The 23159-nt window shown below is 66.4% G+C and carries 20 protein-coding genes; 3 read left to right on the top strand and 17 right to left on the bottom strand.

Annotated elements, in window-relative coordinates:
- Positions 1-8: 8 nt before the first annotated feature.
- From ACTIEY_RS13015 to ACTIEY_RS13005, 3 genes are read right to left on the bottom strand one after another with little or no spacing between them, the layout of a single operon-like run.
- A complete protein-coding gene (locus ACTIEY_RS13015) occupies positions 9-839 on the bottom strand; it encodes a phosphoenolpyruvate hydrolase family protein (protein ID WP_439519558.1) in 831 nt (276 codons plus the stop codon).
- Between the two features lie 43 nt (positions 840-882).
- A complete protein-coding gene (locus ACTIEY_RS13010; RefSeq protein ID WP_439519557.1) occupies positions 883-1836 on the bottom strand; it encodes a branched-chain amino acid ABC transporter permease in 954 nt (317 codons plus the stop codon).
- Positions 1833-2726 (bottom strand): branched-chain amino acid ABC transporter permease, encoded by an 894-nt coding sequence (locus ACTIEY_RS13005; RefSeq protein ID WP_439519556.1) that lies wholly within the window; start codon positions 2724-2726, stop codon positions 1833-1835. Before ACTIEY_RS13005 ends, ACTIEY_RS13010 begins: the two co-directional genes overlap by 4 nt.
- Before the next feature lie 25 nt (positions 2727-2751).
- Between ACTIEY_RS13005 and ACTIEY_RS13000 the strand changes: the two genes are divergently transcribed.
- Positions 2752-3594 (top strand): AraC family transcriptional regulator, encoded by an 843-nt coding sequence (locus tag ACTIEY_RS13000; protein ID WP_439519555.1) that lies wholly within the window; start codon positions 2752-2754, stop codon positions 3592-3594.
- On the opposite strand, the gene ACTIEY_RS12995 is transcribed toward ACTIEY_RS13000, so the two are convergent.
- The 10 genes from ACTIEY_RS12995 to ACTIEY_RS12950 form a co-directional block, all read right to left on the bottom strand.
- A complete protein-coding gene (locus ACTIEY_RS12995; RefSeq protein WP_439519554.1) occupies positions 3591-4295 on the bottom strand; it encodes an ABC transporter ATP-binding protein in 705 nt (234 codons plus the stop codon). The two genes, ACTIEY_RS13000 and ACTIEY_RS12995, sit on opposite strands and share 4 nt — an antisense overlap.
- Entirely contained in the window at positions 4288-5085 is a 798-nt protein-coding gene (locus ACTIEY_RS12990) for an ABC transporter ATP-binding protein (protein WP_439519553.1), read from the bottom strand. Before ACTIEY_RS12990 ends, ACTIEY_RS12995 begins: the two co-directional genes overlap by 8 nt.
- Before the next feature lie 151 nt (positions 5086-5236).
- Positions 5237-6472 (bottom strand): ABC transporter substrate-binding protein, encoded by a 1236-nt coding sequence (locus tag ACTIEY_RS12985; protein ID WP_439519552.1) that lies wholly within the window; start codon positions 6470-6472, stop codon positions 5237-5239.
- A gap of 152 nt (positions 6473-6624) precedes the next feature.
- Positions 6625-7431 (bottom strand): DUF4198 domain-containing protein, encoded by an 807-nt coding sequence (locus ACTIEY_RS12980; protein ID WP_439519551.1) that lies wholly within the window; start codon positions 7429-7431, stop codon positions 6625-6627.
- A 63-nt stretch (positions 7432-7494) separates the two neighbouring features.
- The gene (locus tag ACTIEY_RS12975; protein WP_439519550.1) at positions 7495-7737 is read right to left on the bottom strand and encodes a hypothetical protein; all 243 of its coding nucleotides are present in this window, start codon (positions 7735-7737) and stop codon (positions 7495-7497) included.
- A 28-nt stretch (positions 7738-7765) separates the two neighbouring features.
- A complete protein-coding gene (locus ACTIEY_RS12970; RefSeq protein WP_439519549.1) occupies positions 7766-9361 on the bottom strand; it encodes a DUF4331 domain-containing protein in 1596 nt (531 codons plus the stop codon).
- A gap of 141 nt (positions 9362-9502) precedes the next feature.
- Complete coding sequence (chrA, locus tag ACTIEY_RS12965) at positions 9503-10831, bottom strand: chromate efflux transporter (protein ID WP_439519548.1); 1329 nt, start codon at positions 10829-10831, stop codon at positions 9503-9505.
- Positions 10832-10891: 60 nt separating this feature from the next.
- Positions 10892-12442, bottom strand: coding sequence for an ATP-binding protein (locus ACTIEY_RS12960; protein WP_439519547.1), 1551 nt, complete (start codon positions 12440-12442; stop codon positions 10892-10894).
- A complete protein-coding gene (locus ACTIEY_RS12955; protein ID WP_439519546.1) occupies positions 12439-13956 on the bottom strand; it encodes an ATPase domain-containing protein in 1518 nt (505 codons plus the stop codon). The genes ACTIEY_RS12960 and ACTIEY_RS12955 overlap by 4 nt, the downstream gene beginning before the upstream one ends.
- 51 nt (positions 13957-14007) lie before the next feature.
- Entirely contained in the window at positions 14008-14244 is a 237-nt protein-coding gene (locus ACTIEY_RS12950; protein ID WP_439519545.1) for a hypothetical protein, read from the bottom strand.
- Between the two features lie 149 nt (positions 14245-14393).
- Between ACTIEY_RS12950 and ACTIEY_RS12945 the strand changes: the two genes are divergently transcribed.
- The gene (locus ACTIEY_RS12945; protein WP_439519544.1) at positions 14394-15293 is read left to right on the top strand and encodes an SDR family oxidoreductase; all 900 of its coding nucleotides are present in this window, start codon (positions 14394-14396) and stop codon (positions 15291-15293) included.
- A gap of 257 nt (positions 15294-15550) precedes the next feature.
- Here the strand turns inward: ACTIEY_RS12945 and ACTIEY_RS12940 are convergent, their stop codons facing one another.
- Positions 15551-16315, bottom strand: coding sequence for an enoyl-CoA hydratase (locus tag ACTIEY_RS12940; RefSeq protein ID WP_439519543.1), 765 nt, complete (start codon positions 16313-16315; stop codon positions 15551-15553).
- Positions 16316-16407: 92 nt separating this feature from the next.
- On the opposite strand from ACTIEY_RS12940, the gene ACTIEY_RS12935 reads away from it, so the two are divergent.
- Positions 16408-18690, top strand: coding sequence for a patatin-like phospholipase family protein (locus ACTIEY_RS12935; RefSeq protein ID WP_439519542.1), 2283 nt, complete (start codon positions 16408-16410; stop codon positions 18688-18690).
- An 8-nt stretch (positions 18691-18698) separates the two neighbouring features.
- Here the strand turns inward: ACTIEY_RS12935 and ACTIEY_RS12930 are convergent, their stop codons facing one another.
- From ACTIEY_RS12930 to ACTIEY_RS12920, 3 genes are read right to left on the bottom strand one after another with little or no spacing between them, the layout of a single operon-like run.
- Entirely contained in the window at positions 18699-19514 is an 816-nt protein-coding gene (locus tag ACTIEY_RS12930) for an acyl-CoA thioesterase (protein WP_439519541.1), read from the bottom strand.
- Between the two features lie 4 nt (positions 19515-19518).
- Positions 19519-20727 (bottom strand): acetyl-CoA C-acyltransferase, encoded by a 1209-nt coding sequence (locus tag ACTIEY_RS12925; protein WP_439519540.1) that lies wholly within the window; start codon positions 20725-20727, stop codon positions 19519-19521.
- A gap of 11 nt (positions 20728-20738) precedes the next feature.
- A complete protein-coding gene (locus tag ACTIEY_RS12920) occupies positions 20739-23138 on the bottom strand; it encodes a 3-hydroxyacyl-CoA dehydrogenase NAD-binding domain-containing protein (protein ID WP_439519539.1) in 2400 nt (799 codons plus the stop codon).
- Positions 23139-23159 lie beyond the last annotated feature (21 nt).

Raw genomic sequence — 23159 nt, 5'->3', positions numbered from 1 at the left:
TTTGGGTTTCAGAAACTCAGGTTCTTGTAGCGTTCCACGTGCGACTTGATCGCGATCTCGGTGGGCAGGCGCTCCATGCTGCTCGCGCCGTAGAAACCGTTGCAATGCCGGCTGTGCTTGAACACGTAGTCCACATCTTCAGGCGACGAGATGGGCCCGCCGTGCGCGATCACGATCACGTCCTTGCGAACCCGGCGCGCGGCCTCGCCCCATTCGTCGATGAGCTTGACCGACTCGGCGAGCGACTTTGCGGAGGTGGCGCCGATGGTGCCGCCGGTGGTCACGCCCAGGTGCGGCACGACGAAGTCGGCACCGGCCTCGGTCATGGCCACGGCTTCCTCGGCGGAGAACACATAGGGCGTGGTCAGCAGGTCCAGCGCGTGGGCTTCGCCGATCATCTCGACTTCGGTCGCGTAGTTGATGCCGGTCTCCTCAAGGCTCTGGCGGAAGGTGCCGTCGATGATGCCCACGGTGGGAAAGTTCTGCACACCGGAAAACCCGAGTTCCTTGAGCTTCTTGAGGAACACCGGCATGACGATGAAGGGGTCGGTACCGTTCACGCCCGCGATCACCGGTGTCTTCTTCGCCACGGGCAGCACCTCGCCCGCCATCTCCAGCACGATGTCGTTGGCGTTGCCATAGGCCAGCAGGCCAGCGGAGGACGCTCGACCCGCCATGCGGTAGCGGCCGGAGTTGTAGATGACGATGAGGTCGATGCCGGCCGCCTCTTCGCACTTGGCGGAGATGCCCGTGCCGGCACCGCCACCGATGATGGGCACACGGCGTTGCACCATGTCCTGGAATTTCGCCATGAGGGCTTGGCGTTCGAAGCGGGGCATGAAGGTCTCCTTGAATGGGAAATCGGATGGTCGGTGTGAAGGGTCAGGATCCGTCGCGCGGGCGCGTGCGCAGCGCCGCCACCGCACCGGCAATGCCGCTGCGGAACGAGAGCACGCACACCATGAAGATCAGGCCGGTGACCAGCGTGACCCAGCCGCCGAAGGCATCGAGGTAGTACTGCAGGCCCACCACCAGCGCCGCGCCGATGGCGGGGCCGAACACGGTGTGCATGCCGCCCAGCAGCGCCATCAGCACCACGTCGCCCGAGAGGTGCCAGTGCACGTCGGACAGCGCGGCCAGCTGGAACACCAGCGCCTTCATGGAGCCCGCCAGCCCCGAGAGCGCGGCCGAGAGCACGAACAGCATGAGCTTGTAGCGCTCCACCGGATATCCCAGCGAGCGGGCGCGCGGCTCGTGTTCGCGGATGGCCACCACCACATGGCCGAAGGGCGAGCGCACCACGCGGTGGATGAGCCACAGGCCGGCGATGGTGAGGAAGAGCACCAGGTGGTACATGGCGAAGTCGCTGCGCAGGTCGATGAAGCCCAGCAGCGTGCCGCGCGGAATCTGCTGCATGCCGTCTTCTGCACCGGTGAACGGCAGTTGCAGGAAGATGAAATACACCATCTGCGCCAGCGCCAGCGTGATCATGGCGAGGTAGATGCCCTGGCGGTGGATGGCCAGACCACCCACCACCGCACCCAGCACCGCCGCCGCGCCCGTGCCCATGAGCAAGGCCAGCTCGGGCGGCAGGCCCCAGTGCTTGGCCGCCAGGCCCGTGACGTAGGCCGCGCTGCCGAAGAAGGCCGCGTGGCCGAACGACATCATGCCGGCGAAGCCCAGCAGCAGGCTGTAGGCACAGGCGAAGAGCGCCATGCACAGCAGCTTCATCACGAACACCGGGTAGACCACCTGCGGCGCCCACGGCACCACGAGCAGCGCCAGCACCACCACGGCCATGAAGGCCTTCTGCCAGGTCGGCATCGTCGTGTTCATGCAGCACCTTCCTTGCCGAAGAGTCCACGCGGTCTGAAAAGAAGCACGAGAGCCATGACCACGAAGATCACCGTGGTGGAGGCCTCGGAGTAGAAGACCTTGGTGAGGCCCTCGATCACGCCGATGCCCAGCGCGGTGACGATGGAGCCCAGCACCGAGCCCATGCCGCCGATGACCACGATGGCGAACACGATGATGACCAGGTTGGAGCCCATGCCCGAGTTCACGTGCAGGATGGGCGCGGCCAGCACGCCGGTGAACGCAGCAAGCGCAATGCCGCCTGCGTAAGTGAAGGTCAGCAGCAGCGGCACGTTGACGCCGAAGGATTGCGTGAGCTGCGGCTTCTCGGTGGCCGCGCGCAGCCGCGCGCCCAGCGACGTGCGCTCGATCAGCCACCACGTGAGCAGGCAGGCGCCCAGCGCGGCCACGATCACCCACGCGCGGTAGATCGGCAGCACCATGAAGCCGAGGTTGAACACGCCCTGCAGGTTCGCAGGCACCGGGTAGGGCTGGCCCGACGTGCCATAGGCCACGCGAAAGCCCCCTTCGAGCACCAGCACCAGGCCGAAGGTGAGCAGCAGGCCGTAGATCGGGTCCAGGCCATACAGACGGCGCAGCAGGCCGCGCTCAAAGAGACCTCCGAGCACGCCCACGATGAGCGGCACCAGCACGATGGCCGCCCAGTAGCCCCAGCCCAGGTAGAGCTGCAACATCCACGCGCCGAAGGCGCCCACCATAAAGAACGCACCGTGCGCGAAGTTGACGATGCGCAGCAGGCCGAAGATCACCGCCAGCCCCAGGCTGAGCACGGCGTAGAAACAACCGTTGACCAGCCCCAGCATGAGCTGCCCCGCCAGCACGGGCAGGGGAAGACCGAATACCTCAATCATGTGCGGTCCCTATGATGCGCAGGCCATGCCGTCGAAACATCCCGATCTCTCCCGTGAAACGCTGCTGCTGGGTGATGACACCGTGCAGACGGTGGTGCGTGCCGAGCAGTGCGACGCGCTGGCCGCGCGCCACATTGCCCATGTGTCGGTGCTGGACGCCGCGGCGCCCTACACCGTGGTGCGAACGAACCTGAGCGGCGCCTTCATGCAGGTGTGCCTGGGCGGCGAGGGGCAGACGCTGCTGGATGGGCGCTGGTACACGCACAAGCCGGGCAGCGTCACCTTTGCGCCCGCGCACGTGCTGCATGCCTTCCACTGCGTGCCGGGCAAGCGCTGGCAACTGGCCTGGGTGCGCTTCAAGCCCGATTCGGTGCGATCGGTGGACGGCGCCATGGCGCCCACCATGACCGCGTTCGACGGGCGTGTGCTGCAGGCCGCCATCCTGGGCCTGGCCGCCGAGATGGAGGGCGCGGCCGACCCCGGCACCTGTGTGGTGTGGGTGGACGTGATCGAACGGTATGTGGCGCGCATCCTGGAGCCGCTGCAACGCGAGCCCCGCCTGGTGCCGGTGTGGAACGCGGTGAAGAACGACCTCGCGCGCGACTGGACGCTGGCCGATCTGGCCGCACTGGCCAACACCAGCGAGGAGCACCTGCGCCGCCTGTGCCAGAAGAACCTGGGCCGCAGCCCCGGCAAGCAGCTCGCCACGCTGCGCATCGCGCACGCCGCCCACCTGCTGGCCACCACCAGCGAGAAGATCGAGGCCATCGCACACGGCGTGGGCTACGTGAACCCGTTCGCGTTCTCCAACACGTTCAAGCGCCTCACCGGATTTCGCCCCTCTGATTACAGGTTGCGGCATCTCTAGACCCCAATCCGGGCGGTGATGGCGTCGAAGTCGCGCAGCAGCGTGGCGGCATCAAACGTGTCCGTGATGCGGCCCGATTCCATCAGGCAATGCCGGTCGGCCAGCTCGGCGGCGAAGTGCACGTTCTGCTCCACCAGCACGATGGTGTAGCCGCGCGCCTTGAGCTGGCGAATGAGGTCACCGATGCGGTCGACGATGACGGGAGCAAGGCCTTCGGTGGGCTCGTCGAGCAGCAGCACGCGCGCGCCGGTGCGCAGGATGCGCGCAATCGCCAGCATCTGCTGTTCACCACCCGAGAGGTGCGTGCCGGCCGAGCCCGCGCGCTGCGCCAGGTTGGGAAACAGCTCGAAGAGTTCGGCCTCGCTCATGCCGCCCTCGGCCACCACCGGTGGCAGGCGCAGGTTCTCGCGCACGGTGAGCGACGCATAGATACCGCGGTCGTCCGGGCAGAAGGCGATGCCCAGCCGGCCGATGTGGTGCGGCGCCAGCCCGATCAGCTCCCGGTCCTTGAAACGGATGGAGCCCTGGCGCCGGTCCATCATGCCCATGATGGATTTGAGGAGGGTGGACTTGCCCGCGCCGTTGCGGCCCAGCAGCGTGATGAGTTCACCTTCGCGCACCGACAGGCTGGCACCGTGCAGCGCCTGGCTGGGGCCGTACCAGGCGCGCAGGTCCTGAATCTGCAGCAGGGGTTCATTCATGCCCGCGCTCCACCGCCACCGCGTGGTGGTGCTTGCGTTGTCCGGCATGTCCGTGGCCCAGGTAGGCCTCCACCACGCGGGGGTCCTTCGACACGGTGGCGTAGTCGCCTTCGGCCAGCACCTCGCCGCGCGCGAGCACGGTGATGCGGTCGCACAGATCGGCCACCACGGAGAGGTTGTGCTCCACCATCAGCACCGTGCGGCCACGTGCCGCCTGGCGGATGAGCGCGGCGGCCTGGGCAATGTCCTCGGCGCCCATGCCGGCCATGGGTTCATCGAGCAGCAGCACGCGCGGCTCCAGCGCCAGCGTGGTGGCCAGTTCCAGCGCGCGCTTGCGGCCGTAGGGCAACTCGCCGGCGAGGTGGTCGGCCCATTCGGAAAGTCCGGCCTCGGCCAGCAGCTCACGGGTGCGGTCGTCGTACACCGCCAAATCCCTGTCGCTGCGCCACCAGTCCATCGAATGCCCGCGGCGGCGCTGCACCGCCAGGCGCACGTTCTCGAACACGCTCAGCTGCCCGAACACCGCCGAGATCTGGAACGAGCGCACCAGCCCCAGGCGCGCCACCGCATCCGCCGGCGTGCGCGTGATGTCGTTGCCCTGAAAGTGGATGCGCCCGGCCGTCGCGTCGATGAAGCGCGTGAGCAGGTTGAAGCAGGTCGTCTTGCCGGCACCATTGGGGCCGATCAGCGCGTGGATGCTGCCCTCCTGCACCGACAGGTTCACGTTGGACACCGCGTGAAAACCGTGGAAGGTGCGGGAGAGCCCTTGCGTTTGCAGGATGGTGGACATGATGGGTTCAGGAAAGGCTCTTCTGGAGCTTGAAGAACACCGTTCGGACTGAGCTTGTCGAAGTCCTCCCGGTGTTCACATCAACCCCCCGGAACCGAGGCCCTTCGACAAGCTCAGGGCGAACGGTGACCTTCGGAGGGTCCCCGCGGGGTTACTTCTTGACGAGGTAGCAGGTGCTTTGAGCGAGCGGCATGAAGGCCTGGTCGGCGGGGATCGTCTTCACCGCCTTCAGGTAGTCCCACGGGCCTTTCGATTCGGCCGGGGTCTTCACCTGCCAGAGGTACATGTCGTGCACCATGCGGCCGTCTTCGCGGATCTTGCCGGCCTTGGTGAACATGTCGCTGATGGGCATCTCGCGCATCTTGGCCGACACGGCATCCGGGTCGTCCGTGCCGGCGGCTTGCACGGCCTTCAGGTAGTGCATGGTCGACGAGTAGTCCCCGGCGTGCGCCATGTTCGGCATCTGGCCGCCCACGCGTTGCTGGAAGCGCTTGGCGAACGCGCGCGAGTCGTCGTTCATGTCCCAGTACCACGCGTTGGTGAGCTGCAAACCTTGCGCCGTGGGCAGACCCAACGCGTGCACGTCCTGGATCCACAGCAGCAGTGCGGCCAGCTTCTGGTTCTTGGTGAGACCGAACTCGTTGGCCGCCTTGATGGCGTTGATGGTGTCGTTGCCGGTCGACGCCAGGCCCACGATCTTGGCCTTGGAGGCCTGCGCCTGCAGCACATACGAAGAGAAATCGGTCGTGCCCAGCGGATGGCGCGCGGCGCCCACCACCCGGCCCTTGCTCGCGCGCACCACGTCGCCCACCTGCTGTTCCAGGCCGATGCCGAAGGCAAAGTCCACCGTCAGGAAGAACCAGGTGTCGCCACCGCCCTCCACCACCGCGCGGCCCGTGCCGTTGGCCAGCGAATAGGCGTCGTACGCGTAGTGCACCGTGTAGGGCGAGCACTGCGCGTTGGTCACACCCACGTTGGACGCGTTGTTCACGATCGCGTGGCGCTTCTTCTCCTTCGCCACGCCGGCCACGGCGAGCGCCACGCCGGAGTTGGCGAGGTCGTTGATCATGTCCACGCCGCCGTCGTACCACTCGCGCGCCTTGGCCGCACCCACGTCGGCCTTGTTCTGGTGGTCCGCAGAAACCACCTCGATGGTCTTGCCGAACATCTTGCCGCCGAAGTCTTCCACGGCCATCTTCACGGCTTCCACCGCGCCCTTGCCGGAGATGTCGGCGTACACGCCGGAGATGTCCGTCAACACGCCGATGCGCAGCACGTCGTTGGAAAGCTTGCCTTGTTGATTGGCTGGCGCCGCCGTTTGCGCCTGAGCCACGCCCACGCTGGCCGCGGCGACAACCGATGCGGCTGCCCACAGTTTCAGTTCCATGCTCTTTGTCTCCTGATTGGGTTGTAGCCCCGAACCCGGTGTTCGAGTGCGGCCAATGCTAGGAGAGGGGTGCGCGGGAAACCATGGGCGGGAGGCACACGGGGATACTTGAAATCCACACGTCTAGCGTGAAACCCGACGTTGGCTGAAGGTCACGACGGCGAGGCAGGGACCGCAAACGTCAGGTTTCCCCAATGGCTGTCCCATTGCTGCCCCTGTCCTTCCCGGTTGGGCACCATGTGGACAACGCTGACCATCCAGGTGCCACTGGACGACAGGGTGGTGGTGGTCTTGCCGGAAGCGTCGGTGCGGGTCGTCGACATGTCGAACTGCTCCCCACGTCGGCTCCACAGCTTCACCAGCGCACCCGGCAGGGGCCTGCCTTTGAACAGGACCTCCACGGGAAGCGCATCGCCCGGTTTCATGCCATGGGGATCCTTGAGCGGAACAATCTCGAGGGTCTGTCCGGTGCGCCGGCCAAACGCCCCATCGGCCTTGCCGTCGACATGGAGCAGCGTCTTCACGTGGCGGCGGTAGCGTTCGCGCCCGGGCGCCGTGCCCTGTCCGCTGGCTTCGCGCTGGGCGATCACATGTTCGAGACCATCCTCGCGCAGGTACGCGTTGAACTCTTCCGCAGGAAGTTCATTGATGACCGGTTGGGTGTCCAGCGCGATGATCTGCGAACCGGGCCGAGCGAAGGAGAGCGTGACGCCAGGCTGGAGCTGGGCCGGCAGCCGCGGCGTGAGATCGGTTTTCCCACGCTGGCTGTGCCAGCGCAAGGCGATCGCCATCGGTTGGCCGAAGCCGACAGGCTCGCCCAGAAAAGCTTCGCCGACCCGCAACGAAAGCGTCACAGGCGAATCGGCTGGTGGCGTGAAACGGTCTGGCGTCATCCAGAATTCATGAGCGTGCGCGGCGGATGCCAGCCAGAGCAGGCTGGAAACGATGCATTTGTTCATGTGAAAAGCGGGCGGACTCACGATGCGAGCCCACCCGTCCGGTTTCGTTGTGAGAATCCGCCCTCAGACGGTGTCGTCCACGGGCAGCGGAGTGTTGTCCACGGGCTGCGGCTCGCTGGTTTCGTCGGTCTGGGCGATCAGCTGATTCATGTAGTCCAGCAACGATTGCACCGTCGTGCCCATGAAAGGCTGGGCAGGCGCGGGCTGGGCCGGGGCTGCGGTATCGCCGCCCCCGCCGCCACAACCGACCAGTGCCACGGTGGCGATCACCGCCGCCATCGCGCATTTCGCAAGATCGATCTTCATGTCGTGTCCTTGGTTGTGGGGGAGGACATCACAGGTTCAACGAACCCGGGTTGGGCGTGTTGAGGTAGGGAAACGCGGGCTGGAACGGCACGACTGACTGATCCACCGCGTCGTGGATGTTGGCCGACTGACCCCCCAGCGGCACACTGGAAGGCCGGCAGGCGGATGTGAGCGACGGCACGCCAGGCACGCTGTTGAGGCCGAGTGCATTGTTGTCGCCATTGATCACACACAGGCCACCCAGCACGGCCACCAACGCGATGTCCACCACATCGTCCTTGGGACGACGGCCATTGGGGAAGCCGGCGTTGTCGTTGACCTTGTTCGGATCTGTGTTGAGCGCGTTCCCCGCCACCCCCAGGCGGTTCTGACTGGCGAACGGCACCGGAGGCACCGCCGTGTTCAGTCGAAGCATTTCAGAGGGCGTCGGGCTGGCCGGCTTGTTCACGCCCGTGATCCCGGTCAGGAAGGTGGTGGCGAGATCGGTGCGTGGCAGGTTGGTCGGGGCGACAGCCGCTGGGTTGCCAGCCAGTACCAGTCCCAGGAGCGCAGGCAGCGTCGGGTGGGTCACGTAGCCCAGGAACTGCCCGTCGTCCCTGGGTGCCGACGCGTTGAACTTGTCTTTGTCACCCAGGCCGATCACCACTTCGTTGACCAGCGGGTTGCCCAGGCGGGACGCCTGCGTCCAGGCGCCACCGGCCTTCTCGCTGGCCTGGTGGCCAGACGGCGGGCTGCCGTTGAGCAGTCGGGCCTGGCGCAGGCTGGCGGTGGTCCAGCCGCCGATGACCGTCTCGCTGCCTGCGGTCAGGCAACTGGCGTGCACTTCGAGCGCCAGCGAGGTCACGTTCTGCTTCTGGATGTAATGGTTGCCGTTGGCGCCCTCGGCATCGACGAGCGCGGGGTTGAGCAAGACACCGACCGGCGCATTGACCAGGTCGAAGATGCGTCCGAGGTTGACCGCGAAGCCCTCCTGCCGCTGACCGACGAACACTTTGGCCGGCACACCGCAGCCCGGAATGTTCACGCTGTGGATGTGCCGGTCGGCGTAGGCCTTGTAGGCGGCCGGATCCCCCAGCGTCTTCTGGCCGATGTAGTCGACCGGCTTGGGCAGCGAGGCCGCCACGGTCTGGATGCTGCCTTTGCGCCGGTCGCCTCGAACCACGGTCAGGCTGTAGCTTTCATTGAGGTTGAGATTGGGGTCGTTCACGGCGGAAACGGCACCCGCCTGAATCAGCGGAATCTGCACATTCTGGTTGCCGATGGGCAAAGCCACGCTGTTGAGCTTGTTGTTGAACCGGAACTGGAAGGTGATGTCTTCCCGCGCGTCGCCGTTGTTGTCCACATGGATCTCATACAGCGCGTTGGGGTCCATCGAGAAATAGTTGGGACCACCGTACGGCCCCTGCAGCGGCTGGTAGTTGGCGATCAGGGTGACGAAATCGGATCGTCCGCCGGAACCGTTGGGCGCCACGCCTTCGTAGCTGCGAAACATGTAGAAGTCGGTGCCATCCACCTTGGGCGTGGTGGTGATGAAGGGGGCTTCACGGTGGCTGGACGCGAGGGCCGCGCTGGCCACTGCCATCAACAGACATCCTTTGGCGAAGGATGCGGGTTTCAGTTTCATGGGGTGCTCCTGGGTGGTGTGTGCAGGGATCTGCCTTCCCAGTACGTGGCCCGAAGCGTGATGGATTCGACGATTCGATTGACCCCTGCGCCATCACGGGCATGCACCGGCCCCGGGCTCCATTCAAAGTCTCCCCGCGGGTCAGGCGGTCAGCAGTGTGATGACCAGCCCGACCACCGCGCATGCGCCGAGCATAGGGATCACACCGACCCTGAAGCGGAACAGAGCCACCGCAGCGGCCACCGTGATCGCAGCCGAGACGCCGTCGAACGCGCCCTGAAAACCCTGCGGCCACCACACGTGGTAGGCAAAGAAGAGCGCCAGGTTGAGGATGACGCCCACCACCGCCGCCGTGATGGCCGAGAGCGGCGCCGTGAAGCCCAGCCTGCCGTGGGTGGCTTCCACCAGCGGCCCGCCGGCCAGGATGAACACGAATGAGGGCAGGAAGGTGAAGAAGGTGACCACCGTAGCGGCCAGCGCTGCGCCAAGAAACAGGGCGTCTGGTCCCAGCACCGCCTGGTTCCAGCCGCCCACGTAGCCCACGAAGGCCACCACCATGATGAGCGGGCCCGGTGTGGTCTCGCCGAGCGCGAGGCCATCGATCATCTGCGGGCCGGTGAGCCACTGGAAGTTCTCGACCGCGCCCTGGTACACGTAGGGCAGCACCGCGTAGGCGCCGCCAAAAGTGAGCAGCGCGGCCTTCGTGAAGAACCAGCCCATCTGCGAGAGCGTGGCGCTCCAGCCCTGCCAGACCACCAGGCCGCCCATGGCCAGCAGCCACAGCGCCAGGCCCACCGCAATCACACGCACGAGCCGGCTGTACGTGAAGCGGGCGTGATCGGGCGCCGGGGTGTCGTCGTCGATGAGTGCCGGTCCGTAGCCTCGGACGTCCGTGCCCTGCCCACCACCCAGCGCGAACACCTGCGGCCAGCGACGCGATCCCACCCAGCCGATGACACCGGCCGCCGCCACGATGGCGGGAAACGGCAGGTTCAGCGCGAAGATGGCGACGAACGAAGCGGCCGCGATGCCCCACATCCAGCCGTTTTTAAGCGCGCGCGTGCCGATGCGGTGCGCCGCGTGCAGCACCAGCGCGGTGACGGCGGGCTTGATGCCGTAGAACACGCCGGCCACCAGCGGTACGTCGCCAAAGGCGAGGTACACCCACGACAGCGCGATGAGGATGAACAGCGAAGGGAGGACGAACAAGGCACCCGCCACGATGCCACCCCAGCTTCGGTGCATCAGCCAGCCGATGTAGGTCGCCAGCTGTTGCGCCTCGGGGCCCGGCAGCAGCATGCAGTAGTTGAGCGCGTGCAGAAACCGCCGCTCACTGATCCAGCGCCGCCGCTCCACCAGCTCGGTGTGCATGATCGCGATCTGCCCGGCGGGACCGCCAAAACTGATGAAGCCGAGCTTGAGCCAGAAGCGCAGCGCTTCGGCGAAGGTCACGGGCTTGGGTCGGGTCATGGCCGACCAAATATAGCCTGCGCAACGGGGCGCGCAGTCCAACGGCTGCCGCGTTGCCAGTCACCCCACCGTCTGCAACACCCGAGCCAGCTCGTGGATGTCGGCCGGCTTGAGCAGGTGGTGATCGAACCCCGCGGCCATGATGCGCTCCTTGTCGGTCGCCTGGCCCCATCCGGTGAGCGCGATCAGCACCGCACCGGCCAGCGCATCGGTGGCCCGGATGCGGTTGGCCAGTTCGTAGCCGTCCATCACCGGCATGCCGATGTCGATGAAGGCGACCGTGGGCGGGTGGGCCGACATGGCGTTCAACGCTTCGCGCGCTCCGTAGGCCACCGAAGTGCTGGCACCCATCAGGTCGAGCAGGTGCGCCAGGGAATCGGCCGCGTCGCGGTTGTCGTCCACCACGAAGATGTGGTGCCCGCTGGCGGCGTTGTTCCTGACGGCAGGAGACGATGGTTCGCTCGTTGCCACAGCCGCGGGGACAACCAGCGGGAGCTCCACCGTCATGGTGGTGCCGGATCCGGCACCACCGCTGCTGGCACGGACACTTCCGCCGTGCAGCTCCACGAGGCTGCGCACGAGCGTGAGACCGATGCCCAGGCCACCCTGCGCAGCGCGCGACGTGCCGCTGACCTGGACGAACATGTCGAACACGGATTCCAGCATGTGCGGCGGGATGCCGATACCGGTGTCGGTGATCTGCACCTGCACGGATCGCGCATCCGAACGCATGGTGACCCCGATGCGCCCGCTGGGCGGCGTGTACTTGGATGCGTTGTTGAGCAGGTTGGCAAACACCTGCGTGAGCCGCACGGCGTCGCCATGGACGTCGCAGGTCGCGCAATGCAGGTCGAGCACCAAGTCCTGCTCGGCCGCGACAAACAGGGGCTTGCTCACTTCCACCGCATCGAGCACCACCCGGTCCAGCGCCACCGGCGTGGCCTGCAGTTCGATCTTGCCGCGCGTGATGCGTGAGACCTCCATGAGATCGTCGATCAGCCGGACCATGTGCGTGAGCTGCCGGTCCATCATGGCGTAGAGCGATTGCGCCTTCTCCGCGCTCGGGTTCATGCGGGAGAGGATGGTGAGCCCGGTGCGCAGGGGGGCCAGCGGGTTGCGCAACTCATGTGCCAGCGTGGCCAGGAATTCCGTCTTGCGCTGGTCCGCCTCGTGCAGGCCTTCGAGCGTGGCGCGCAACTGGTACTGGCGCTTGCGCGCAGCCAGCGCCGTGCGAACCGAACTCACCAGCGAAGAAGCCCGCATGGGCCGCTCCAGCACGGTGAGGTTGGCGAGTTGTTCCACCGCCTCGGTGATGGCGAGCGAATCGAGGCCGGAGCGCGCCACCACGATGACCGGCACATCGGACCACGCCGGTTGGGCGCGCAACGCCAGCATGACTCGGCCGAAGCCCTGGTCCGCCAGCACCTCTTCGGCAATCACCACAGCCCCGGCGCCCGCCGACATCTGGGCGGCCAGGCCGGCCGCGTCCGCACACGATTCCGCTTCGATGCCCGATCGGGCGAGTAAGCGGATCACCATGGACGCGTCCTTGGACGTGACCATCCGGAGCAAGACACGCAACTCGCTCGTCTGCGCCGCCATCTCCGTCATGTGGACATCGTGTCCGGAATGGTGCCGACGCCCTCCAGAGGCACCGGCACGCCGGTGAGGATGCCGCGAAACTGCCGCAGCGGGGGGCCGAGCTTCATGCCGTCATCCCCAATGCGGAAACTGCGGATGCTGCGCTCATGCTCGCCGCTGCGCTTCTTCACCACCGAAATCGCCTGACGCACTTCGCCTTCGGCTTCGTAGTAGCGCATGAGCACCACGGCGTCGGCCAGATAACTCGCGTCGACCGGCGACGTCATCTGCGTGCCGATCAGACCATGCTGCGCCCCAATCAGGATGGACGCCACACCGGACTGCCCGAGGAAAGTCAGCAATTCATGCAGCTGGATGACCAGGAAGCGCTCGTCCGGCATGGCATTGAGGTAGCCGTTCAGGCTGTCGATGATCACCACCCTGGCGTGGTGCTCGGTGACCGCCTCGCGGATTTCGTGAACGAACTCCCCCGGCGAGAGTTCGGCGGGATCGATCTGGCGAAGTCGGATGCGACCGGATTCAATGTGCTTGTCTAGCGGCAAGCCCATTCCCGCCGATCGGGAGCGCAAGGTGGCAATGCTCTCGTCGAATATGAACAGCGATGCGCATTCGCCGCGCTCGGCGGCGGCCACCGCAAACTGCACAGCCACACTCGACTTGCCGGTGCCCGGCGCGCCCACCAGCAGCGTGCTCGTGCCGCGCTCGATGCCACCACCCAGCAGATCGTCCAGCTCCTTCAAGCCGCTCGGCAACTTGACGTGGTTCACCGGCTCCACATGTTCGGCGGCCACGAGGCGCGGGAACACCACCAGGCCGCCTCGCACGATCTTGTAATCGTGGTAGCCCGCCCTGAATGAGTGCCCGCGGTACTTCAGCACGATGAGGCGCTTGCGCGAGCTGCCGTAGTCGGGATGGATCTGTTCCAGCCGCACCACGGCATGGGAAATGCTCTGGACCTGGAGGTCGTGTTCGACGGCGGTCATGTCGTCCAGCAGCAGCACGGTGCAATTGCGACCGGCAAAGAACTGCTTGAGCGCCAGGATCTGGCGGCGGTAACGCAGCGAACTCCCTGCCAGCAGGCGCAATTCGGACAGCGAATCGAACACCACGCGCGTCGGGTTGATGCGATTCACATCCTCCAGGATGCGCACCGTGGTCTCACCCAACTCCACCTCGGACGGATGAAAGATCGTGTATTGCTCGTCGGGCGAAAGGGCATCGGCACCTGGCAGCATTTCGCGAATATCAATCCCGTTCAGGTCCCATCCATGCGACTCGGCAACGCCCTGGAGCTCATCCGCAGTTTCAGACAAAGTGATGTACAGCACCCGTTCGCCCATGCGCGCGCCTTCGGCGAGGAACTGCATGGCCAGGGTGGTCTTGCCGGACCCCGGGTTGCCTTCGATGAGATAGAGGCGCCCTCGGGTGAGGCCGCCACCGAGAACATCGTCGAGGCCAGGTACGCCGGTCTTGTGCAGGGGCGACACCAGGAGAGCCGCTGGGGTGGGGTTGTCGGAACTCATGGAATAAATTCTGGCGCGGGTGAGAACGCCCTTTTGTAGGACAACAACCCGTCATTTTGTGTGGGTATCGTCGTTGTTCTTCACCGCTCCGCGGATGTTCAACACCGCCAGGCCGACCTGCAGCGCAATGAGGGCGTACGCACCCGCGTGCCAGCCCCACGCCACCCACATGACGTTGCTGGCCAGGAAGGTCCAGAAACCCACCAGGCGTCGCCAGGGCCGGGTCGACGCGACCAGCCACGCGGCCAGCAAGGTGACCAGCATCGCAGGCCATTGCAGCAAATCCATTGCTTGTGTCTCCAATTTTCCAAGGGTCAGCGCCCTCATTTGCAGCAGTTGCTTCCATGAGGCCCCGTCAGGTGCCTTCGGCACGGCGTTGTTCCGGCACGCGGTGTGCCCGTGAAGGCTTCCCCTCAACCTTCCCACCGGAGCAAGCCATGCGAGCCACCTCAAGCCCTGAGAAGAAAAAGCGCACCAGCGCACGCCAACAGCCGGCCAGAATGCCGGCGCAACACCTCGACGCCCAGGACCAGGAAGCTGATCTTGAACTGCGTCCCCGCTTCATGGCGCCGGACTACAAGGGCAGCCAGAAACTGGAAGGGCGCGCCGCGCTCATCACCGGAGGCGATTCGGGCATCGGTCGCGCCGTGGCCGTGCTGTACGCCCGCGAAGGCGCGGACGTGGCCATCACCTACCTGTCTTCCTGGGAGGATGCCGAGGAAACGCGGCGTTGCGTCGAGGCCGAGGGCCGGCGGTGCCTGGTGCTCCAGGGCGACGTGAAAGACGCGGCCTGGTGCAAGGACGCGGTCAAGAAGACCGTGAAGACCTTCGGCCACCTGGACGTGCTGGTCAACAACGCGGCGTTCCAGAAACACGAAGCGTCCATCGAGGACATTGACGACGACCGCCTGAAGGAAACCTGGGACACCAACCTGGGTGGCTATTTCCGCATGACGCGCGCGGCGCTGCCCCACCTGCAGAAAGGGGCCTGCATCATCAACACGGGTTCGGTCACCGGGCTCAACGGCAGTGCGCATCTGCTGGACTATTCGGCCACCAAGGGCGCCATCCACGCGTTCACCAAATCCCTGGCGAGCAACCTGCTCGGCCGCGGCATCCGCGTGAACGCGGTCGCCCCCGGACCGGTGTGGACACCGTTGAACCCGAAGGATCTGCCGGCAGGCAAGGTGGCCGAATTCGGACAGGCAACGGACCTCAAGCGCGCAGCGCAGCCGGAAGAACTCTCCCCCGCCTACGTGTTCCTTGCAGCCCCCAGCTGCGCCAGCTACATCACCGGCGTGGTGTTGCCGGTGACGGGGAGTGTGGGCGCGATCTGACCGGATCGGCTTCTTTTCCAGCGTCCGGCCCGTCGGCTGGCTTCTGCGGTTCTGCCGTCGGTCCAGGCTTGGCGTCCGGGTCGCTCAGCCCATACTGGCTGAAAAGATGCTCCGGGACCGAGTCGGGGTCCTGGGCATCGTCGGTGCCCGGCTTGCGCTGATTGAGCACGCGCTGCTTGTCGTGTTGGTCCATGCCTGGTCCTGTTCAGTGAGAGGACCACCTGGGGCAAGGCGCATACCCACCCGGTGCACGAGCGTCACACCTTCGAGAAATCGGGCTTGCGCCGTTCCATGAATGCGCCAAAGGCTTCGCGTGCGGCCGGCTCGCGCAGCATGCGGCCAAAGCTCGCTCCTTCCTCGCCCATCACGTCCATCACCTGCGCAGTCTGGTTCTTCTTCATGAGGCGCTTGGTTTCCACCAGCGAGGTGATGGGCTTGGCCGCCAGCTTGCGCGCCACGGCTTGCGCGTAGCCGGCGGCCTCGGTGGGCGGCAGCACGCGGTTGACCAGACCCACTTCCAGCGCGGCCTCGGCCATGAAGGGCTCGCCCAGCAGCAGCGCTTCGGCCGCGCGGTGGTAACCCAGCATCTGCGGCACCAGCAAGCTGGACGCCGCTTCGGGGCACAGGCCGAGGTTGACGAAGGGCATGGAGAAAGCGGCGTTGTCGCCGGCGTAGACCAGGTCGCAGTGGAACAGCAGGGTGGTGCCCACGCCGACGGCAGGGCCGCACACCGCAGCAATCAACGGCTTGGGAAACTGCGCGATGCCGCGAAGGAAGCGGAATACCGGCGAATCCACCCCGGCGGGCGGGTTGTTCAGGAAGTCCGCAATGTCGTTGCCGGCCGAGAAGATCGTTTCACTGCCCTGGAACACGACGCAGCGCACGCTGGCGTCGTCCTGCGCGGCCTGCAGCGCGTCGGCCATGGCGCCGTACATGGCCGAGGTGATGGAGTTCTTCTTGTCGGGACGGTTGAAGGTGATGGTGCAGACGCCGGCTTCGGTGTGGACGAGGATGTCGCTCATGGAGTGTCTCGGTGGGTTCGCGGATGGGACCCGAAAATTACCACGAACGGGCGTGCTTTTTTTAGTGGACGGCCCTCTACACTGGCGACCTCATGCGGTTCCCACTCCCCTCTCTCGTTGCCCAGGGCCTCGCGGGTGCGCTGGCCCTGCTGCTGCTGAGCGCGCCGGCGAGGGCGCAGGCGCCGGGATCGACCGGTGCGGGGGAGCGACCCCGCATCGGCCTGGTGCTGTCGGGTGGCGGCGCCCGCGGGTTCGCGCACGTGGGCGTCATCAAGGCACTGGAAGCTGCGCGCGTGCCCGTGGATGTGATCGTGGGCACGTCGATGGGCGCCATCGTGGGCGGGCTGTATGCCAGCGGCATGAGCGCAGACACGCTGGAGCGCGAAATCCAGGCGGTGGACTGGGGCGACCTGTTTGACCGGCGCGAGCCGCGCCAGTTGCTCTCTCAGCGGCGCAAGGAAGAGGACTTTGAACTCTCCCCCGTGCTCACGCTGGGTTTTCGCAATGGCCAGTTCATCCTGCCGAGCGGGGCCGTGTCCTCGCGCTCGCTGGAAATGCTGCTGCGCCGCTACACGCTGTCCACGCGGCACCTGGCGAATTTCGATGGCCTGCCCACACCGTTTCGCGCCGTGGCGACCGACATGGAAAACGGCCAGCCGGTGGTGCTGGACCACGGTGATCTGGCGGCGGCCCTGCGGGCAAGCATGTCGGTGCCTGGCGTGTTCGCGCCGCTGGACCTGGAAGGCCGGCTGCTGGGGGATGGCGGGCTGGTGAACAACCTGCCGGTGGACGTGGCCCGGCGCATGGGCGCGGACGTGGTGATCGCCGTGGACATCGGCACGCCACTGGGTGGGCGTGCCTCGCTGGGCACGCTGTTCGGCGTGACCATGCAGATGGTGCACATCCTGACCGAGCAGAACGTGCGCGCCAGCATCGCCACACTCACCCCCAACGACTTGCTGCTGCAGCCGCCACTGGGCACGCTGACGTCGTCGGACTTTGGCCGGGTGGCGGAACTGGTGGAGCTGGGCAACGCCTACGGCAGGACGGTGGGCCAGGCCCTGGCACGCTACGCCGTGGACGCGCCACAGTACCGGCAATGGGCGCAGGCGCGGGCGTCGAAAGTCCAGGACAACGCGGCGCGGATCGGGGCGGTGGCTTCGGTGAAGTTCGAGGGCGTGAACGAAGCTCACGCGGCGCGCCTGGCGTCCCTGCTGGACACGGCCGAAGGCCAGCGGCTGGACGTGCCGCAGCTCGAGCGCGACCTTCAGAAACTGGCCGCGACAGGCGACTACGAGCGCGTGGACTACAGCCTGACGCGACGCGACGACGGCGCGGAAGACCTGACACTGCGACTGAATGAAAACACGTGGGGCCCGAACTACCTGCGCGTGGGGCTGGACCTGCGCACCGACTTCCAGGGCCAGGGTGCCTTCAATCTGCGACTGAGCCACAACCGGCACTGGATCAACGACAGCGGCGCCGAATGGCGCAACCGGCTGCAGGTGGGGGAAACGCTGGGCCTGTATTCGGAGCTGTACCAGCCCCTCACCTTGCGCAGCGACCGCTTCGTCTCCGGCTACGTGGACGCGAGTCTGAGGCGTGTGGAGCTCTACGACGAGGTGGGCCGGTCACTGGCGCTGGTGCAGCGCCAGGGCGTTCAGGTCGGCTTCGATCTGGGTTGGCCAATGGGCCTGATCGGCAACGTGGGCGACATGCGCGTGGGTCTCGTGGCGGGGCACCGCAAGGTCAAACCGGAGCTCATTGCCGGTGTGGAACCGGAGGACCTGGTGGGGACGCTGAACTGGAACGAGGTGGGCCTTCGCGGCGCGGTCATCGCGGACCAGCTGGACTTCGCCAACTTTCCATCTCGCGGCTACCGCGCCAAAGGCGAGCTGGTGGTGGGACGCCGCACGTTCAGCGGTGTGGCCACCGGCAGCAGCAGCTTCACACGGCTCGAAGGCACTGCAACGGGGGTGAAGACCTGGGGTGTGCACACCCTCAATGCCGGTGCGCGCTTTGCCTACGCCAGCCAGATTCCCATCGGTGCGGTGGATGAATACGCACTCGGCGGTTTCCAGCAACTCTCCGGGTACCGCGTGGGCCAGGTGGCAGGCAACTACCTGGTGTTCGGACGCCTGACCTACTACCGGCGCCTCCCCTACCGCGTGGGCGTGGCGCGGGCGCTCTTCGTGGGCGGTTCGCTGGAAGCCGGCAACGCGCGGAGCGAGCGCAGCGACATCACGCTGGGTGGCATGCGCGCGGGCAGCAGCCTGTTCGTGGGCGCAGACACCGGCATCGGGCCGCTCTACCTGAGCATCGTGAGCGCACCGCGCGGCTACACCGGGCTCTACCTCTTCCTGGGGCGGCCCTAGGGGGCTGTTCACGCCTTGAAATAGACGATCTGGTGGGAGGTGGCCAGCAGCCGGCCACCGGCACTCCAGAGCAACGCGGTCTGATCGAAGAAGCCATTGCGCAAGGCCTGCGCACGCGCCTGCCCGAGCAACCAGTCGGTACCGTGACTGCCCAGTTGGGCGCCATCGGCGTGAAAGTACACGGTCATGGACACCGTGCCGGCAGGCACCGCGGTGGCCCGGCGCAGCCACACGCGCGGAAAGAACACGTCGGCCAGCGCGGTGAGGCTGGCGAAATCCAGCGGTCGTTCCGGCTCGTCGCGCACCCAGAGCGTGGTGCGGCTGGAATTCCCGGCGCCGTTCCACACCACGGGAATCTGTCCCTCCAGGATCCGGATGTCGTAGCGCTTCACCCACTCGACCATCGCCGCCATGTTGGGTCGGGCCACGCTGTCGGGCCTGGCCACTTCAGGCATGGGCTCTTCGTCCACGCTCCAGGTTTCGCGCCGTGCAGCGGTCACTGCGGTGGCGGTGAGCACCGTGCTCGCCTGGTCGTTCTCATCGGCCTGCGAGATCTGCATCACCCAATGCTGCGTGGAACGGTTGGTGCGCACCGGTCGCGCCTCGACCGTGAACGGCCCGCTGGCCAGCGCGGCGGCAAAGTTGACCGTGAGGGCCACCGGCTCGCCGAGCAGCGCGGGGTGCTTGAGCACCGCGTTGAGCACGGTGGCGGCGGTGACGCCACCGAAAGGGCCGACCATGTTGGCGTACGCCGCCGAAGTGGCGCCGCCATACAGGTTCTCGCCGATCGAAGTCAGCGCGATGGCTTGATCGAATGCCGGCATGGGCTCAGACGCGCTCGAAGATGCCGGCAGCGCCCTGCCCCATGCCCACGCACATGGTGACCATGCCGTACTTCTTGTTGTGGCGCTTGAGCGCGTGCACCACGGTGGCCGAGCGGATGGCGCCGGTGGCGCCCAGCGGATGGCCCAGCGCGATCGCACCGCCCATGGGGTTGACCTTGGCGGGATCCAGGCCAAGCGTGTTGATGACGGCGAGCGACTGGGCGGCAAACGCCTCGTTGAGCTCGATCCAGTCGATGGCGTCCTGCGTGAGTCCTGCATATTTCAGGGCAGCCGGAATCGCCTCGATGGGGCCAATGCCCATGAGGTGGGGCGGCACCCCGCGCGAGGCGTAGCTGACGAAACGCGCCAGCGGCGTGAGCCCGAAGCGCTGGATGGCGGCTTCGCTGGCGAGGATGAGCGCGCCCGCACCGTCGCTGGTCTGCGAGCTGTTGCCGGCCGTGACCGAGCCGCGCGCGGCGAACACGGTGCGCAGCTTCGCCAGCCCTTCGATGGACGTGTCCGGCCGTGCGCCTTCGTCCAGGTTCACCGTGCGCGTGCGGGTGGTGACCTCGGCGCTCTCCAGGTCCACACTTCGCTCGGTGACTTCGACCGGCGTGATCTCGTCGGTGAACTCGCCATTCTTCATGGCGACCACGGCGCGCTGGTGGGACTGCAACGCAAAGGCATCCTGCGCCTCGCGCGAGACCTTCCACTTCTGTGCCACCTTCTCGGCGGTGAGGCCCATGCCGTAGGCGATGCCATAGCTCTCCACGTCGTCGGTGTTGGTGAAGATGGTGGGCGAGAGGCTGGGCGAGTTGCCCATCATGGGCACCATGCTCATGCTTTCGGTGCCGGCGGCAATCATCACGTCGGCCTCGCCCACGCGGATGCGGTCCGCCGCCATCTGCACGGCAGAGAGGCCCGATGCGCAGAAGCGGTTCACAGTGATGCCGCCCACGCTGTTGGGCAGGCCGGCCAGGATGGCACCGATGCGCGCCACGTTCAGGCCCTGCTGCGCTTCGGGAATGGCGCAGCCGCAGATCACGTCTTCGATGGCCTTGGGGTCGAGCCCGGGCACCTGGCTGAGTGCGGACCGCAACGCCAGGGCGAGCATGTCGTCCGGACGCAGGTGCTTGAACGAGCCCTTGTGCGAACGGCCGATGGGGGTGCGGGTGGCGGCGACGATGTAGGCGTCTTGAATCTGTTTGCTCATGGTCGTTTCCTTCAGTTCCGCACGGGTTTGCCGGTGTTCAACATCCCGAGGATCCGCTCCTGCGTTTTCGGGTGCACGATCAGCGAGCAGAACGCCCTGCGCTCCAGCGTCATCAGGTAGTCCTCGCTCACCAGCGTGCCGGGCTCCACGTCGCCACCGGTCACCACGTTCGCGATCAGCGAAGCGATGTGGAAGTCGTGCTGGCTGATGAAGCCGCCGTCGCGCATGTTGACCAGGCTGCCCAGGATGGTGGCCTTGCCGTCGCGACCGGCCACGGGGAACAGGCGCTTGTGGGGTGCGCGATAGCCACCGTTGAACAGGGCCTTCGCTTCGTTGATGGCGACGAACAGCAGCTCGTCCTTGTGCGGCACGATCACGTCGGAGTGCAGCACGTAGCCGAGCTTTCGGGATTCGAGCGCGCTGGTGCCCACCTTGGCCATGGCCGCGGCGGTGAAGCCTTCGGTGAGGAAAGGCAGCAGGTCTTTGCCGGTGGAAGTTTCAGCGTTCTCGGCCGCGCGGCGCGCGATGTAGGTCAGGCCACCGGCGCCGGGCACGAGGCCCACGCCGACTTCGACCAGGCCGATGTAGCTCTCCATGTGCACCACGCGGCGCGCGCTGTACACGGCCAGTTCGCAACCACCGCCCAGCGCCAGGCCGCGCACGGCGCTGACCACCGGCACGTTGGCGTAGCGCAGGCGCAGCATGGTCTGCTGCATGAAGCCTTCGGCATCTTCGATGGCGCTCACGCCCACGGCCATGAAGGCCGGCAGCATGGCCTGCAGGTCGGCGCCCGCGCTGAAGGGCTCGTCGCCCGACCAGATCACCAGGCCCTGGTATTCCTTCTCGGCCAGGTCCACGGCGGCCATCAGGCCTTCGCAGACCTCGGGGCTGATGGCGTGCATCTTGGTCTTGATGCTGACGATCAGCACGTGTTCATCCAGCGTCCAGATGCGGATCGCATCGTTCTCTTCGATCGTGTTGCCGGCGGTCTCGAACTTCGGTCCAGCCTCGCCCAGCAGCAGCTCGGGGAAATGCTGACGCTGGTACACGGGCAGTTGCAGACGGCCTTCGAATTCGCCCTTCGTCGGGTTCCAGGATCCCTGCGCCGTGTGCACGCCACCCGCGTCGGCCACCGGGCCTTTGAACACCCAGCCGGGCAACGGCGCGCTGGAGAGCGCCTTGCCCGCGTCGATGTCCTCCTGGATCATCTTCGCCACCTCGAGCCAGCCTGCTTCCTGCCAGAGCTCGAACGGACCCTGCTTCATGCCGAAGCCCCAGCGCATGGCCTGGTCGACGTCGCGCGCGGTTTCGGCGATGGTGGCCAGGTGCACGGCAGCGTAGTGGAAGCTGTTGCGCAGGATGGCCCAGAGAAACTGGCCTTGCGGGCCTTCGGCGTTGCGCAGCAGCTTCAGGCGCTCCGCGGCGGGGCGCTTGAGCATGCGGCCGTAGACCTCGTCGGCCTTCTCGCCACCGGGCACGTACTCGCCACTGGCCAGGTCGAAGCGCAGGATGTCGCGACCCACCTTCTTGTAGAAACCCGCCTTGGCCTTCTGGCCCAGGTTGCCGGCCTCGATCAGCGCCTTGAGCACCGGCGGCGTGCCGAAGCTGCCGTAGAACGGGTCGGTCTCCAGGCTCAGGTTGTCCTGCAGCGTCTTCACCACGTGGGCCATGGTGTCCAGGCCCACCACGTCGGCGGTGCGGAAGGTGCCGCTGCTGGCGCGGCCCAGGCGCTTGCCGGTGAGGTCGTCGACCACGTCGTAGGTGAGGCCGAAGTTCTCCACCTCTTTCATCGTGGCCAGCATGCCGGCGATGCCGATGCGGTTGGCCACGAAGTTGGGCGTGTCCTTGGCGCGCACCACGCCCTTGCCCAGGCCGCTGGTGACGAAGGTCTCCAGGTCGTTGAGGATCTGCGGATCGGTGGTGGGCGTGGCGATCAGTTCCACCAGCGTCATGTAGCGCGGCGGGTTGAAGAAATGGATGCCGCAGAAGCGCGGCTTGATCGCCTCGGGCAGCACTTCCGACAGCTTGGTGATCGACAGGCCCGAGGTGTTGGACGCGACGATGGCGTGTTCGGCCAGGAAGGGCGCGATCTTCGTGTACAGGTCCAGCTTCCAGTCCATCCGCTCGGCGATGGCCTCGATGATCAGGTCGCAGTCCTTCAACTGCGCCATGTGCTCTTCGTAATTGGCCCGGCCGATCAGGTCGGCATCGGCCGCCACGCCCAGCGGCGAAGGCTTGAGCTTCTTCAGGCCCTCCACCGCGCGCGTGACGATGCCGTTCTTCGGGCCTTCCTTGGCCGGCAGGTCGAACAGCACCACGGGCACCTTGACGTTGACCAGGTGCGCAGCGATCTGCGCGCCCATCACGCCCGCGCCGAGCACGGCGACTTTCTTCACTTGAAATCGGTTCATTGGTTTTCCATGTTGTCGGGG

Source organism: Hydrogenophaga sp. (assembly GCF_051858985.1).
In the GTDB taxonomy this organism is placed as follows: Bacteria; Pseudomonadota; Gammaproteobacteria; order Burkholderiales; family Burkholderiaceae_C; genus Hydrogenophaga.
The sequence above is the reverse complement of the archived record's forward strand: the minus strand, read 5'-3'. Positions and strand labels throughout refer to the sequence as shown.